This is a genomic window from Alicyclobacillus vulcanalis (assembly GCF_900156755.1).
Classification (GTDB): Bacteria; Bacillota; Bacilli; order Alicyclobacillales; family Alicyclobacillaceae; genus Alicyclobacillus; species Alicyclobacillus vulcanalis.
In genome coordinates, this window is the sequence record NZ_FTOO01000016.1 from 26,044 (window position 1) to 40,173 (window position 14,130).

Here is a 14,130-nt window from a genome sequence, read left to right on the forward strand (position 1 = left end):
GTTCAGGATTAGATTTACCGATAAGCTTTTGTGGCATCCCTCTCTGTGCAGAGGAGAGGCCGATGAATACCCACACGGGTATATACCCTAATGGGTATCTTAGAGAGAAGGGGTGGAGTTGTCAAGATTTCATTATCAAATGCAACAGGTAATACTTATGATTCGTCGTATATAGGCTCGTTCGATATAGGCTCGTTCTACTGAAAGAGAGAAAGGAATTCTAAGAAGAATGGCGAATGTATCTTTAGACCTGGATAGAGGTTTGCATTTGCTTGGGTATGTCGAATCGTAAGAGATGATGTCGATAAAAAACATGGGCAAGCAATGGAATCCGAGGACAATGAACCATATACGAGGCGTTTCAGGGCAAACCAACGGAAACGTTGGGACGCAAAGCTACGGGTCTACGGGGACTTGGACCTAAGATCGCCGGGCTGCCGCTTTCACGAATGGGAACATGGGGGCAGCTTGCTGGGGCGAGCTGCTCCTTTTGTGATGTGGGAAGACGGGGGAAGAGTAATGGAAAAAAGTAACTTAGAAAATAAACCCTTTCCGGGGGGGGGGGGTATAAATATCCTCTAACTCCAGATAATGAATTCTCATATCTCGTTGAAGCGATTGACCAAGCGCTTCACACCCGTGTTCTCGAGTTTGTCTATCAACCGATTGTGAACCACGTTCGTGGAGAGGTTTGTGCCCACGAGGCCTTGAGCCGTCCTCGGATTGACGGCCGCGCAATTGCGCCGGATGTGTGGTTTCGTGCAGCGGTCGCGTGTAATCGGGCCCGAGAAGTGGACCAACTTGTTGTGACCCTCAGTATGCAATCTTTCGCCCTAGCGTGGTCCGAAACACCCCCTACTCCCTTATTTGTAAACGTAACTCCGAGCAGCTTAACGAATAAGCTTTTTCTAGAATATTTGGAAATTTTATTTGAAAAAGGTATCTGTTTCCCTGAACAATTGGTTATCGAAATCGTAGAGTACATTCCCTATGATGTCACTCACTTGTCTGCGGTTATTCAAACAGTTCGCTCACGAGGTGTGCGAATTGCATTGGATGATGTAGGGATAGGTTCAAATACTTTCTCTTCGGTCGCCGTATTAGAACCAGACTGGGTCAAAGTAGACCGGACATTGATTCGCGGAATTTCAGGAACGCCAGCTAAGCAAGAGTTCTTATCACGACTCGTTCAAATCATGGGGTCAGGTGAACGGATTATTGCGGAGGGTATAGAGACGCATGAGGATTTAGAAACGATTAGATCTATGGGTATCTTCAAGAGTCAAGGATACTATTGGTCCGCGCCCTTGTCGGTACCGCAGATTCAGTCTTTGCTGCAAACCATCGAACAAAAAAGACATGAGTTACTTAAACTCGTGGAAACCACTGTATGGACCGATCCGACGGTACTAGCGAAGAGTGAGGAGATCGACCGATTGGTGACGTTATATTACCGACTGTGGAACAAAGTGAGGAATCCCAATCGTAGTTTATCCTAAATATAGGTGTAAAAGGAATATAGAGATATTTTTAGCTTTGCACCGAGTTGAACACCGAGGTCAGGCTTACGAATGAGTTGGGGGCTATCATGTCGATGATGGATTCTGCAAAAGAGTTGATCGATCGCACGTTTCATTCGATGACGCAAAAAATGATGAACATGTTTCCTTCGATGCGCATTCGCCAAAAATTCCTCATGAATACTGGACTCGTGACGGTCCTTCTTATCGCAATGGGGGTTCTCAATGCGATCCTCATCACTAAAATACATCAATCGGTGAATCAATTAGAACAAGCTGCGAAAGTATTAAACCTTGTCCGCAAGTTTGACTATGATATCGTCACATCCGATAACGATGGAGCTCTGTATCTGCTGTCACCAAACGGACAAAACGCACAATACAACCTTCAAGATTACCAGAATGATTTAGCTCAGGTAAAACAAGATTTATCCTTATTGGAATCTTATCCGATGGCTGTGACGGATAAAGCCATTCTCAATTTGTTTAGTTCGCAGTGGCAGCAAATCCTTGACCAGAACGCGAGTGCGTTTCGATTGGCCTCAACGAGTCTGTCGGACGCACAAGCAATGTTCACCAGCAACACGTTACAACCGCTGATTCAAAGTCTTGCACAGTTAACGAGCGATGAAGAAAGCGTGAAAAATGCCGCGGTTGCAAACGTCAACCATTTGCTTGCGCAAACTTTGATTTGGGATATGATCATAGCCTTCGTTGCCATCATGATGGGCCTCATAGGGAGTACGACACTCTCCGTGTCCATATCTCGGCCTATCATGCGCCTAAGGCAGGTCGCGGATGAGATCGCACGCGGGAATTTGCGTGTCGATTCGGTCGAGGTACATACCCGGGATGAACTGGAGGATTTGGCGCGCGTCTTCAACGAGTTGGTCGCGAATCTGCGTTCACTGATAAAGGCGATTGCAGATGCATCGGAACACGTAGCTGCCAGCGCAGAAGAGTTGTCGGCGAGTACGGACGAACTCATGAAGGCGTCCGAGGAGATTACGCATTCTATCGAGCAAGTAGCCGCGGGCGCCGACAAGCAAACGAGGCAAATTCACGATACTTCTGAGGCAGCAAGAAGTGTACGAGATGAGATCAGTCAGGTTTCCGAGTTGGCCGATGCGCTGAACAACACGGCAAGGCGAACAGAGCAAGAAGCTGAAAAGGGCATGAAGGTTATGGAAGACATGGAGTCGCAAATGAAGACGATCCGAAGTCGAACGACGGAAGCTGTAGACGTAATGAGCCGTATGGAAAGAGAATCGGAGAACATACGTCAAATTGCATCGACTATCATGCGAATCGCAGACGAGACCAATTTGCTCGCGCTCAACGCATCCATTGAAGCCGCTCGAGCGGGTGAGCACGGCCGCGGGTTTGCCGTTGTAGCAGATGAAATCCGTAGTCTCGCCAATGCTTCAGCTGATGCTGCACGAGAGGTTCAAGAAATTGTACGAACGGTGATGCAATCGGTATCCAACGTGTCTCAATCCATCGAAGCGGTCACAACGGAGGTTCAAGAGGGGGCGGCAGTAGCAGATGAAACGAAACGAACCTTCTCAAGCATTCGCCACTCGATGGGGGACCTGACGTTACGTATCAAGGATGTGGTTGATGTCACACGAAATATCGTCACGCAAGCCGAGCATATGACACATGATATGGCGGTTGTCGTGGAATTGGCGGGGCAAGCGGCGCGTGAATCCGAAAGTGTGGTGGCATCTGCACAACAACAGGCCGGATCCATGCAAGAAATCGCGTCGACCGCTGCGTCGCTAAGTCAACGTGCGCAGGAATTACAGATGATGATTGGGCAGTTCCGAGTGTAGGGGCTGTGTTGTTCGAGATCGTCGACAAGACTGTTGTACAAAAAATAGCGTCACGAGCAGGATTACGAACGAGCCAGGGATATATAGAATTGGTTTTGTAATTTTTTATATAAATTCTGCTAGATAGGGTGAAAAGTTTATGGCGCGTATTTTGGTCGTCGATGATGCTGCATTTATGAGGATGATGATTAAGGATATTCTCGTGAAACATGGACACGAAGTGGTTGGAGAAGCCTCTGACGGCGAACAAGCAGCGAAGCTATACCAAGAATTGCACCCCGATTTGGTCACCATGGATATCACCATGCCGAATGTGGACGGAATTGAAGCAGTCAGGAGAATACGAGCGATGGATCCGCAGGCTCGTATCATCATGTGTTCAGCAATGGGGCAACAAGCGATGGTACTGGACGCAATTCGGGCCGGGGCGAAGGATTTTGTTGTGAAACCCTTCCAAGCAGACCGAGTGATAAACGCTGTCGAAAAGGCCTTACAGTAAGGCCCGCAGATACACTCTGATATCTCTTGCGCTCAGAGAGTGGCAAAACGCGATAGTGAAACGAAGACTACTTGGCGGCAGGCTGCGCAACGTAGGTCATGTGGGGTTTATGTTGATACATCAAGGAGGTTTCGTAGGTGCCACAAGCTGTGTTACCTGAGGTATTGAACACGTCGTTTGAAGCTGCAAAAGTGGTATTTCCTGTACCTTTTGTTAGAGAGAAATTGGAGGTCGTCAATCAATATATCCATAGCGAAGAACTTGGAGTGCTGATTGGCCTCACGCACGATCTGCAGGGCCGGCTGATTATCGAAGGTCGTGCGCCCGTGTTTCAAGCCTTAGGTGTCGCGATGTATGGGATGGAATTAGCGGACGCCATGTTGGAATCTTTTGTTGGCGAGATTGGAAACATGGTGGCGGGCAATATGTCGACGCGTCTAGCGGAGAATGGGATTCATGTGGAAATTAGTCCGCCAACCGTCATCGTGGGGCCCACCAAGCTGACGGGTTTCGTCACGGCAGCGAAGATTCCTCTACATCTGGAGAACATCGGGGTCATTCATGTGATTCTCATATTGGACGAATCAGAGTAAATTGGAAAGCTATTCGTTGAACAGAGGACCGAGAGGAGATGACGTGGGTGTTTCTCAGGCAAAAGACGAATGTCGCTTTATCTACGGAAAACAAAGATGCCTATGTACATACAGACCTAGAAGCATTGAATGAAAAGCTGGCTTTTCTACAAGTCACACAAGAGGATCTTGCCCGAGTTCGAGATGTCTCTTCATTGATGGAGCCTTATCTCGAACAGATCGCAAAGCGACAATACGACATCATTGAGAAGTTCCCCAACCTGAACAAGATCATCGTAGAACATAGTCACAGGGAGCGTCTGGAACGTACCTTTGTCGATTATTTCAGAAGGCTGTTTCTTGCGGATGTCGCGGGCAGCGTATTTTGGCAAGAGAGAAAACGAATAGGTCGTGTTCATAGTCGTATTCACGTAAACGCGGACTGGTACATTGGTTCCTACATGCGGTTGTTTGAATATCTCATTCCGGCAGTCGTGAATCAATGGCACGGGAAGCCGAAAGAACTGGCTGAGACCTTACTTGCATGTTTGAAAATAGTATTCCTTGATATGCAGGTCATCATGGAAGCGTATGAAGAGGAAGAATTACAAGCTGGATATATAGAACATATATCAAACGTATTGGAGCTCGTTTTAGGAATCGAGGACATTCTCCCAACAAAAAATGCGATTGAACAAGTCGCTTCGGATTCCGAAAATATCTCGGCTGCAACAGAACAACTATCTGCTTCTGTTCGCGAAGTGGCGGATTACGCGGTGAAGGCCGCGGAACACGGGGACCGGGTTATGCGGGACGCGCAAGCGGGCGGTGAAGTCGCGCGTACCGCTTTGGAAGGGATTGTTGCATTACGGCAAACGTTCGACCAGTTGCAATATCAATCGACTGCAGTGGTTTCGGCAGCTGAACGCATTTCAAGCGTCTTGGAGCTGATTCAAGAAATCGCAGAACAAACGCATGTCCTTTCGTTGAATGCCGGAATTGAAGCCGCAAGAGCAGGCGAACACGGCCGTGGTTTTCAGGTCATTGCCTCAGAAGTACGGGCCCTTGCGAATCAAACGAGAGACTCGATTCAGGAAACGATGGATGTCATTCAGAACGTCCAAGACGCAGCTCGAACGATGAACCAGGTCACCCAAACGGTCTCCTTGGAGTTGGTCGATAAAGTGGGTACAGCCCAACAGGCAATGGGAGTGATTGAGAGCATCGTTTCTGAAATCCACCACATCGTCGAATACATGGGGAATATTGCGGCGAGTGCCGAAGAACAAGCTGCAGCTACGGAAGATATCGCGTCACGTGTGGTCGATATCATGGACGGTGTGACAGATGTAAAGCAAAGGATAGATGCTTTAGGGCAAGACATGTATCGAACCGGTGTGCAAGTGAACGATCTACGCAATGCGATGGTCGAACGCGTAGCGAATGCCCATCACGATCGGATGCTCCTTCGGATCGCCAAGACAGACCATCTTTTGTGGAAGTGGTGGTTGTACAACTATATGATGGGCTACCATCCAATGGAGGAGGAGCAACTGAAAGATCATCACCAATGTCGTTTGGGGAAGTGGTACGATGCGGCGAAAGGACATTCGCGTTTCGCAGCTAACCCGTTATTCCAACGTCTTGACCAACCTCATCAAAGGGTGCATCAACTGGCATCTGAAATCTATCACGCTCTTCAGCAAGATATTCGTTCAGACGTCAGTATGAAGATGCGTGACTTGGAGGAAGCTTCGCAAGAAGTAGTCCGACTCTTGGACGCCCTTTATGAAGAGCTAGAGAGGCAATGAATCTTCATGATAGACACGGTCGTCAAACTTGGAGCTTTTATCGTTAATCGACTGCTGCCCAACCTCAAAGAAAGGGGGGAAGCCATGTGAATCGTGAGTACCTGGACGCATTCTTGGCCGAGTCGGCGGAAAATGTCGAGAAACTAGAGGATGGATGCCTGGAGCTTGAACGCCAAGGTCCGGAGGCTAACCTTGTTGCTGAGCTTTTCCGCGCGGCGCACACATTGAAAGGCATGAGTGCCACGATGGGATTTTCTCGGCTGGCGGAACTCACACATCGAGTAGAGGATGTATTCGGTCTGTGGAGAGATCATCCTGAGAGCTTTCAGTCAGAGCAGGTGGATATCCTGCTCCAAGCGATTGACCGAATGCGGGTTCACCTCGAGGCCATTTCGACGTCTGGGAGTGAGCCTGATCTCAAAGACGATGATGTGATGGCATCCCTACAAACTGCTTTCCAAGCTAGAGGCCCATTGCACTCAAGTCAAAACACCGATCTAGAAGAGGACGGAGCGCGGTATGCAACGGAAGCCGAACGACAAGCCAAGGTCGCATATCGGCTTCACATTCAACTATCCCCTGATTGCATGATGCCCGCCGTTCGGCTTGCGATGGTGTACCAGACATTGAAGGATGCCGCGGACATCGCGGCAGCGGCACCGACGGAAGATGCGGTCTGGGCAGGAGATGTGCAAACGCCGGAAGCGTATGTCGTCATCTATCTAGAACGCGACGAGATCGAACGGATTCAAGAAAAGGTGCTCGACATCACGGACGTCGCTCGCTGCGATGCTGAAAGATTGGTTGCATCAAGTGGAAGTTCAAGTCGGCAAGATTCACGTGGGAATTTGGCTTCTCAAGAAACCCAGTCCCAATCGATGTCGACAACTCCCGCAGAATCCGCGGCTCGTCCTGGGAATAACGATAGTCGCCCCGACAGGTCGATCCGCGTTTCCGTGCGTCGGATGGACGCGCTTGTCAACACCATGAGTGAGATGGTCATCGCGAAAACTCGCCTGGATACTCTCGCGGCTCCCTCGAACGATCCCGCGTTGCGGGAGGCCGTCGAACGCTTGGATCGGTTGACGAAGGACCTCCAGGATGAGGTGATGCAGCTGCGGATGGCTCCGGTTGAGTCGGTGTTTCATCGTTATCCGCGAATGATGCGAGACCTGGAGCGGAAGCTGAATCGGGAGTTCGACTTTGTCATGACGGGGCTCGAGACGGAAATGGACCGTATCGTGCTTGAAGAGATGGGTGAAGCCATTGTCCATTTGCTGCGCAACGCGGTTGACCACGGTCTCGAGTCTCCGGAGGTGCGTGAACAGCGGGGAAAGCCGCGCCGTGGAACCGTTCGTTTGTCGGCATATGCGTCTGGTGGGCACATCTACATCGAGGTTGCGGATGACGGCGCGGGCATCGATCGAGCGCGCGTTCTTCAGTCAGCGATAGCAAAAGGTGTAATCACGCCCGAGGAAGGCGCGTCCATGTCCGACGAGGCCGTGTATGAACTCCTGTTTCGATCTGGATTCAGTACAGCGAAAGAAGTGTCGGACATTTCCGGTCGGGGCGTCGGGCTTGACGCGGTACGCGATAAGGTGGAGTCGCTCGGTGGGAAAATCCGCATCGATACGGAACTCGGTCGCGGCACGACGTTTGTGATCGAATTGCCACTTACACTCGCGATTCTTCCGGCGCTTCTCGTCTCCGTGCGAGGGCAGACATTTGCGATTCCCACGGCGAATGTTGACGAGGTGGTGCGACTCCGAGAAGCAGACGTGCGGTATGTGCAAAACGAGCCTGTATATCGAAGTGGGGACAGGATTGTGCCGATTGTCGACGTGGCAGAGTGGCTTGGACTTGGCGTGAGACAATGGATGTTTCTGGTGTTAGGTTAAAACAGTGGACACGGCGAATCGAGAATGTAAGAATAAGTCGATTCGAGGTGAGCCACGTGACACAAAAGTACGACAACGACTTTAAACTCCATGCTGTTCAACTCGCTTTGGAAGGCCACAAGCCAGCAAGTGAAATCGCAGGCGATCTCGGGATATCTGTGAAGAGTTTGTACGGGTGGATCGCGAAGTATCGCGAAGATCCTGAAACCCCGTTCGTCGGAAGCGGAAACCTGAGACCGGAAGCGAAAGCGATGCGCGATCTGGAGCGGGAAAATCGCCAATTGCGAGAGGAGAATGAGATCCTAAAAAAAGCCATGCGCATCTTCACCAACGACCGGAAGTAGTGTATGCCTGGATCCACAAGCACCGCTCCGAATTTCCGGTTCAGAAGATGTGCAAAGTCCTCGGTGTATCTCGGAGCGGCTACTACGCATGGCGCGGACGGCCCGAAAGTCTTCGCGCCAAGCGCAGGAAGCGACGGATCCGTCGCATTCATGAGCTGTTCCTGCAATCTCGTCGACTGTACGGGAGTCCCAAGATCACAGCGCTCCTGCGTCAGGACGGGGAACGGATTGCACAAAAGACGGTCGCACGTCTCATGCGAGAGCACGGGCTTCGGAGTCGTACCGTACGCAAGTACAAAGCGACAACGGATTCGAAGCATCGTCATCCCGTGCATGAGAACGTCCTCAATCAGCGTTTTGTGGCAGAACGGCCAGGGCAGGTCTATATGGCAGATATCACGTACATCCCCACGGATGAAGGATGGGTGTATCTTGCCAGCGTTGAGGATCTATACAGCCGTAAGATTGTGGGTTGGAGCGCAGGTGCGAGGATGTCGAAAGAGTTGTGCATCCGCGCCCTGGAGCAAGCGCAAAAACGCAGGCTGCAACGCGACGGCGTTGTCCTGCACCATTCGGATCGTGGGAGCCAGTATGCGTCGCAAGCGTATCAGGACCGACTCAAAGCCTATGGGATGACGGCAAGCATGAGTCGAAAAGGAAATTGCTATGACAATGCTTGTATGGAATCGTTCCACAGTGTGCTCAAGCGAGAACTCGTGTACCTCGAGAGATTTCGGACGCAGGCTGAGGCGATCCGACGGATCTTCGAGTACATCGAAATCTGGTACAACCGACAACGGATCCACGGTGCAGTTGGGTATCGGACGCCCGATGAGGTCGAGCGCCAATACTTCGAGGCGAAGTTGAAAGGTGTCGGTGCAGATGGCCAAGTGAGTGCTTGACGTGGAGAGGCGGGCATGATAGCCTGGCCGGTCTTCCAAGGGCGAGCGTGGCTCGGCTGCGGTCAAACGTGACATCATGCCCGCGGAGGCTCCATGTCAAGTACGGCTCAGGCAGCGCATCGGGCAGGAAATCTTGTATATTCTCGATTTTGATGTGTCCATTGTATTGACTCAATACCATTCCGCAGACTGCGGTTGTATGTCGGAATGGGAAGCAGAAGTTCGTGATGGTCGTCGATAAGGTTCTGGATGAATTAGAGATTGTGAACAAGCCTCTTGGTCGTTACCTGGAGGGCGTACGTGGTTTTTCAGGAGCGACCATTCTCGGCGACGGCAAAGTGTCCCTCATTCTCGACGTGCGGTCCGTTGGGCAATCCGTATAAGGGAAATCGAATGGATCAAGGAGGGATGCATGGTGGAGTCCTATGTGATCATGCGGGTGGGTGAAGAACGCTATGGCGCGCATGTGTCGCAGGTGCAATCGGTGGAACGACTCGGGGAGATCACGCCTGTCCCGCGCACGTTGAGCTTCATTAAAGGCGTGATCCACTTACGCGGTGCGGTCGTGCCGGTGATCGACCTCGCAGAACGCGTGGGATTCACGCATCGAGCGCAGGACGCCGATGAAATGCGTGTTGTGATCGCAGAAGTCGAAGATAGAGTCGTTGGCATGATTGTTGATAGCGTGGAAGACGTCGTTCAGATTTCACCAGAGACCATTGAACCTCCACCGGCCGTGGTAGGTGGTTTACAAGCGGTGTATCTAAGGGGCGTAGCTCGTGTAGGAAATGACCTTTTGGTTCTGCTCAACTTGAATCGCGTCTTTTCTGCGGCCGAATCGGAACAGCTGAAACAGATCGAACAGTTCATCACGAGTTAGAGCGCACCACATGTTGCGCAACAGATGGAGATACAGAGTATGGGGGTTTAACATGGCTCAACATCCATTCTCACGACGCCAACTACATCAGCAATGGCAGTCCGTTGAACGGGCCGCCCGAGAGGTCGAACGACTCATTACACACTATGGGGGACTGACGGACCAAGCCAGGCACGATATCCGAGCGAAACTAGATGAACTCTTAGGCGATCTGGAGTATTTTTTTCTTATTCGACGAGATGGATATGCTGAAGTGCATACGAATCGATTGCGAGAAGGTGTCTATTTTACGGACGAGGTTGGGTTGAAGTGTGCTTCCGTCACGGAGACCACCGCATTTGATTATCCTCGTAACACCGGAGAACGGATTATCGATATCTCTACACCGGTTTATGTTAACGGACAATCACCTTATGTACTTCGTTCTGGACGTATATTTCCAACTTTGAGTCGAAGATTCAAAGGGCCTATCCCTTTTTTCTTAGCGCAATTGGCCGGCATTACATGCGCTCTCGTTGACCCACATGTGCGTGCTGTATCTGTGGGGCTGTTTGGGGTTGCAACCGTCTTTGCGCTGATAGAGTTTGTTCGATTCGAAATGCATTATAAGAGCTGGATCGCGTTCATGCGTGAAATCAGTCATGGTCGTCTCGGCAAACGTATGCATCCCAAGACACGCGATGAGTATGGACAATTGGCGTTTGAACTGAATAAGCTGGCGATTGGATTCGAAGATATGCTTCGTAAGATGGTGAATGCCTCAAGTCAGTTGATGGATAGTGCTCAAGAACTCGAAAGCAGTGCGCAGCAAAGTACTGCCGCCTTGCAAAGCATTGCCGCTTCCATGCAGACCACCAGCGTCAGCGCTGAAGAACAAACGCAGCATATGCAGGACACGATGACCGAGGTGCACCATGTTCAGAAACAAATCCAAGAGCTCAACGACTTTATACAAGCTGTAGCGTCTACGGCAACAGATGCGATGCAGCGAGCGGAAGAAGGAAATGCTTCGTCTGCACGTTGGGTAGAACGTTTGCAAGCCATTGTGGACCAAGCCACGAGCCTTTCGCAATCCATTGACTCTCTCGATCACATTATGTCCGTGATGGCGGATGCTCTCTCGACGATTCAGAAGATCACGCGGGACACGCATCTTTTGGCGCTCAACGCATCCATTGAGGCCGCTCGAGCCGGTGAACATGGGAAAGGCTTCGCAGTCGTTGCAACGGAAGTGCGTAGGTTAGCCAATCTGTCCTCGGAACATACCAAGCAAATTGAGACGCAGGTTGCTCAAATACCCAACATTCTTGAGCAGGTACGCAATAACATGAGTCAAACAGCGACGTCTATCCAGGAGGGTATGACTGCCGCCACCGAAACAGGTAGTGTCCTGACAAATATCCATCACGCGATATCGGATGTTGCAGAGGATACAGCGCATCTTCGTTCAGTGATTCACGATATATCCCAAAGCGGGAAACATATGATCGCGATCTTAGAAAGCACTCATGCGCTCTCGAACGTCGTACGAGAACAAACCGAGTCAGTCAGTGCATCAACCGAAGAACAGTATGCGATTACGGAGGAAGTCGCACGAGCGGCATCGGTGGTATTCCAGTCAACGCGAGATTTACGTGCTATCATTGAGCGTTTTGAGTTTCAATCGCCATAATGCATATTTTACAGGCCGCTAGCACTGGGCAGGGCTAGCGGCACAGCACTACCCCGCGAATCGATGGATGGAACGGAAACCGGAGGGATAGGAGTGGCACTTGCCAACTGCCGCCGATGTGGGCGACTCTTCAATAAGACGGGCCACGATGTATGTCCGAGTTGTATCCATGAAGAGGAAAACAAAATCACCGAGATCCGCGACTACCTGAGGGAACACCCTCTAGCCAACATCTACGAAGTCTCACAAGGCACTCGTGCAACATATGAAGAGATCGTCGATCTCATCCGTAGGGGCAAGCTTTTGCTACGTCAATATCCGAACATGACGTACCCATGTGAAAGATGTGGTGCACCAACGCAATCTGGGCGGTTGTGTATGAATTGCGCACAAGAATTAAGCTCAGAGATTCAAATGGGCGAGAGAAAATATTCTGCGAACAAACCATATAAAGAGAACCATAACAGGGGGTTCTATAGTCGGGAATGACCTTCCCTGAGGGAGATTATTCATGAACCAGAGATACACTGAGGAACCCGATGGTCGGAATCAGTGCCACTGGTGTCTGTTAGATAACACTTAACCTACGCTCTGGCGTTCTACATGTGTGCGTAAAATCTCCTCGAGTGCTTGGGAGGATACCTGAAACGTGATGTTTCGCCTACGCAAGTGACGTATGAACTGAATCTTGCTATCTCCAAGCAAAAAAGCAGTGAGGGAAAATGTGCGACTTCCTTCCTTGATGTGTATGTTTATGGGGTTATAATTTGATCCCGTAAATTCCGACCGTTCAGTAAGATAGATGGCTTGATTCCAGGCTTGAATAAACTGCAGGCGTTCATCAGAAGACAGTTCTGCGCCATTCAAAGACACAGACTGAGTTTTAGATGATTCCAAGGTCGGATAAATTGACACGGACGATAGCCATCGATTAACCCATGCACTCGCTGGATTGATTACAAGCACCAGAACAGGGATTACCACTGCAGCTAAGTATGCTATCCAGGCTGGAATCGCCAAGTTCATAACTCCTTTCGGTACATACATGAGTCTTTGAGACGTAAAATGCCCCTTTCTCCTGGTTGCTAGCAAGGTAAATAAAGGCATTCGAAGAAAACGCGTTCAAGATGAGTTGCGTTGATAATTCTTTACATCCTTATCCACAACCACTCAATAAATTTCATGCTTGAAAGAACAATTTGGCCATTAAGGACAATCAAATTTAAAACGTACCAAGAGGGATTACTGCAACGATCTCGAAGTCAACAAACAAAACAATCGATTGTTTTGAAAAAGGAGGTATGCACCTTGATAACGCGATTTATAGGTACAATGACAGCGGGAACGGCTTTATGTACGGCCGGCGCATTGTGTGCTTTTTCTCCTGTCATCCAATCACCAGTCAACCTGCAAAGCTCAGCTGTGATTTATCACGCTCCCAGACAGTCACTTTCCCCTTCCACATCACCAAAGCCTAGGGGTGCGACATCTACCTCGCCTGTATCGAACTTAGGATGGGCTGCGTCTAACTGGTCTGGTTATGCAATTACCGGTTCAACCTACAACGATATTACAGGTAACTGGATTGTGCCGGCGGTCAGTCCGTCAAACAAAAATACGTATTCTTCAAGCTGGATTGGTATCGATGGATTCAACAACAGTGACCTTATTCAGACTGGCACAGAGCAGGACTATGTAAACGGCCACGCTCAGTACGACGCTTGGTGGGAAATACTCCCCGCTCCTGAAACCGTCATTTCGTCGATGACCATTGCTCCAGGCGACCACATGTACGCTCACATCCACAACAACGGCAATGGTACATGGACCATTACGCTCACGGACGTCACACGAAACGAAACCTTTACCACCACACAATCGTACTCAGGCCCTGCCTCTTCCGCGGAATGGATACAGGAGGCTCCCGAAGTCAATGGCCACATCGCGCCACTTGCGAACTATGGAGAAACAACTTTTGATTCTGGAACGGTAAACGGCGGAAATCCCAATCTTGTTCCATCCGACGGCGGCTACATGGTCCAAAACAATACTGTGGTGTCGGTTCCTTCTAATCCCGACTCTGACACCGACGGTTTCAATGTTGCGTACGGTTCCACCCAGCCTAATCCGCCTGCTTCCTGACTTCTGCACAAAAACTATGACTGTAGGCCGCCAGCTCCACCTCCGCTGGCGGCCA

General features: G+C 50.2%; 12 protein-coding genes, 1 pseudogene and 1 riboswitch. Of the genes and pseudogenes, 12 read left to right on the plus strand and 1 reads right to left on the minus strand.

What is annotated here, in order from left to right; genetic code table 11:
• The first annotated feature begins 355 nt into the window (after positions 1-355).
• A riboswitch (cyclic di-GMP riboswitch) is annotated at positions 356-442 on the plus strand.
• Positions 443-668: 226 nt separating this feature from the next.
• The 11 genes and pseudogenes from BW934_RS14040 (at position 669) to BW934_RS14095 (ending at position 12,422) form a co-directional block, all read left to right on the plus strand.
• Positions 669-1,499, plus strand: coding sequence for an EAL domain-containing protein (locus BW934_RS14040; RefSeq protein ID WP_234969841.1), 831 nt, complete (start codon positions 669-671; stop codon positions 1,497-1,499).
• An 89-nt stretch (positions 1,500-1,588) separates the two neighbouring features.
• Positions 1,589-3,355 (plus strand): methyl-accepting chemotaxis protein, encoded by a 1,767-nt coding sequence (locus BW934_RS14045; RefSeq protein ID WP_076349212.1) that lies wholly within the window; start codon positions 1,589-1,591, stop codon positions 3,353-3,355.
• 139 nt (positions 3,356-3,494) lie between these two features.
• Positions 3,495-3,854, plus strand: coding sequence for a response regulator (locus BW934_RS14050; protein WP_014463038.1), 360 nt, complete (start codon positions 3,495-3,497; stop codon positions 3,852-3,854).
• Positions 3,855-3,991: 137 nt separating this feature from the next.
• Positions 3,992-4,447: a chemotaxis protein CheX gene (locus BW934_RS14055; protein ID WP_076349176.1), complete on the plus strand. Its 456-nt coding sequence runs from the start codon at positions 3,992-3,994 to the stop codon at positions 4,445-4,447.
• 38 nt (positions 4,448-4,485) lie between these two features.
• The gene (locus tag BW934_RS14060) at positions 4,486-6,237 is read left to right on the plus strand and encodes a protoglobin domain-containing protein (protein ID WP_234969842.1); all 1,752 of its coding nucleotides are present in this window, start codon (positions 4,486-4,488) and stop codon (positions 6,235-6,237) included.
• 86 nt (positions 6,238-6,323) lie between these two features.
• Positions 6,324-8,135, plus strand: coding sequence for a chemotaxis protein CheA (locus BW934_RS14065; protein WP_234969843.1), 1,812 nt, complete (start codon positions 6,324-6,326; stop codon positions 8,133-8,135).
• Positions 8,136-8,191: 56 nt separating this feature from the next.
• A protein-coding gene (locus BW934_RS14075) for an IS3 family transposase (RefSeq protein ID WP_268758617.1) occupies positions 8,192-9,381 on the plus strand; the annotation gives its coding sequence in 2 pieces (ribosomal slippage) (positions 8,192-8,438 and positions 8,438-9,381; 1,191 coding nt in all).
• A gap of 182 nt (positions 9,382-9,563) precedes the next feature.
• Positions 9,564-9,764: pseudogene (locus tag BW934_RS14080) on the plus strand (chemotaxis protein CheW); the annotation flags it as partial.
• A gap of 29 nt (positions 9,765-9,793) precedes the next feature.
• Positions 9,794-10,261 (plus strand): chemotaxis protein CheW, encoded by a 468-nt coding sequence (locus tag BW934_RS14085; protein WP_076349180.1) that lies wholly within the window; start codon positions 9,794-9,796, stop codon positions 10,259-10,261.
• A 52-nt stretch (positions 10,262-10,313) separates the two neighbouring features.
• Positions 10,314-11,933: a methyl-accepting chemotaxis protein gene (locus tag BW934_RS14090; protein ID WP_234969844.1), complete on the plus strand. Its 1,620-nt coding sequence runs from the start codon at positions 10,314-10,316 to the stop codon at positions 11,931-11,933.
• 63 nt (positions 11,934-11,996) lie between these two features.
• The gene (locus BW934_RS14095; RefSeq protein ID WP_234969845.1) at positions 11,997-12,422 is read left to right on the plus strand and encodes a TIGR03826 family flagellar region protein; all 426 of its coding nucleotides are present in this window, start codon (positions 11,997-11,999) and stop codon (positions 12,420-12,422) included.
• Positions 12,423-12,512: 90 nt separating this feature from the next.
• On the opposite strand, the gene BW934_RS15530 is transcribed toward BW934_RS14095, so the two are convergent.
• Positions 12,513-13,040 carry a YfmQ family protein gene (locus BW934_RS15530; RefSeq protein WP_143232687.1) on the minus strand — a complete coding sequence of 176 codons (528 nt, stop codon included), beginning with the start codon at positions 13,038-13,040 and terminating at the stop codon, positions 12,513-12,515.
• Positions 13,041-13,265: 225 nt separating this feature from the next.
• Between BW934_RS15530 and BW934_RS14105 the strand changes: the two genes are divergently transcribed.
• On the plus strand, positions 13,266-14,075 hold the full coding sequence (locus BW934_RS14105; RefSeq protein WP_076349214.1) for a G1 family glutamic endopeptidase: 810 nt from the start codon (positions 13,266-13,268) through the stop codon (positions 14,073-14,075).
• Positions 14,076-14,130: the final 55 nt, after the last annotated feature.

Coding starts and splice junctions, on each gene's coding strand:
- BW934_RS14060 (WP_234969842.1), top strand. CDS start 4,486: ATGACGTGGGTGTTTCTCAGGCAAAAGACGAATGTCGCTTTATCTACG.
- BW934_RS14105 (WP_076349214.1), top strand. CDS start 13,266: ATGACAGCGGGAACGGCTTTATGTACGGCCGGCGCATTGTGTGCTTTT.
- BW934_RS14085 (WP_076349180.1), top strand. CDS start 9,794: ATGGTGGAGTCCTATGTGATCATGCGGGTGGGTGAAGAACGCTATGGC.
- BW934_RS14045 (WP_076349212.1), top strand. CDS start 1,589: ATGTCGATGATGGATTCTGCAAAAGAGTTGATCGATCGCACGTTTCAT.
- BW934_RS14095 (WP_234969845.1), top strand. CDS start 11,997: ATGGATGGAACGGAAACCGGAGGGATAGGAGTGGCACTTGCCAACTGC.
- BW934_RS14050 (WP_014463038.1), top strand. CDS start 3,495: ATGGCGCGTATTTTGGTCGTCGATGATGCTGCATTTATGAGGATGATG.
- BW934_RS15530 (WP_143232687.1), bottom strand. CDS start 13,040: ATGCCTTTATTTACCTTGCTAGCAACCAGGAGAAAGGGGCATTTTACG.
- BW934_RS14090 (WP_234969844.1), top strand. CDS start 10,314: ATGGCTCAACATCCATTCTCACGACGCCAACTACATCAGCAATGGCAG.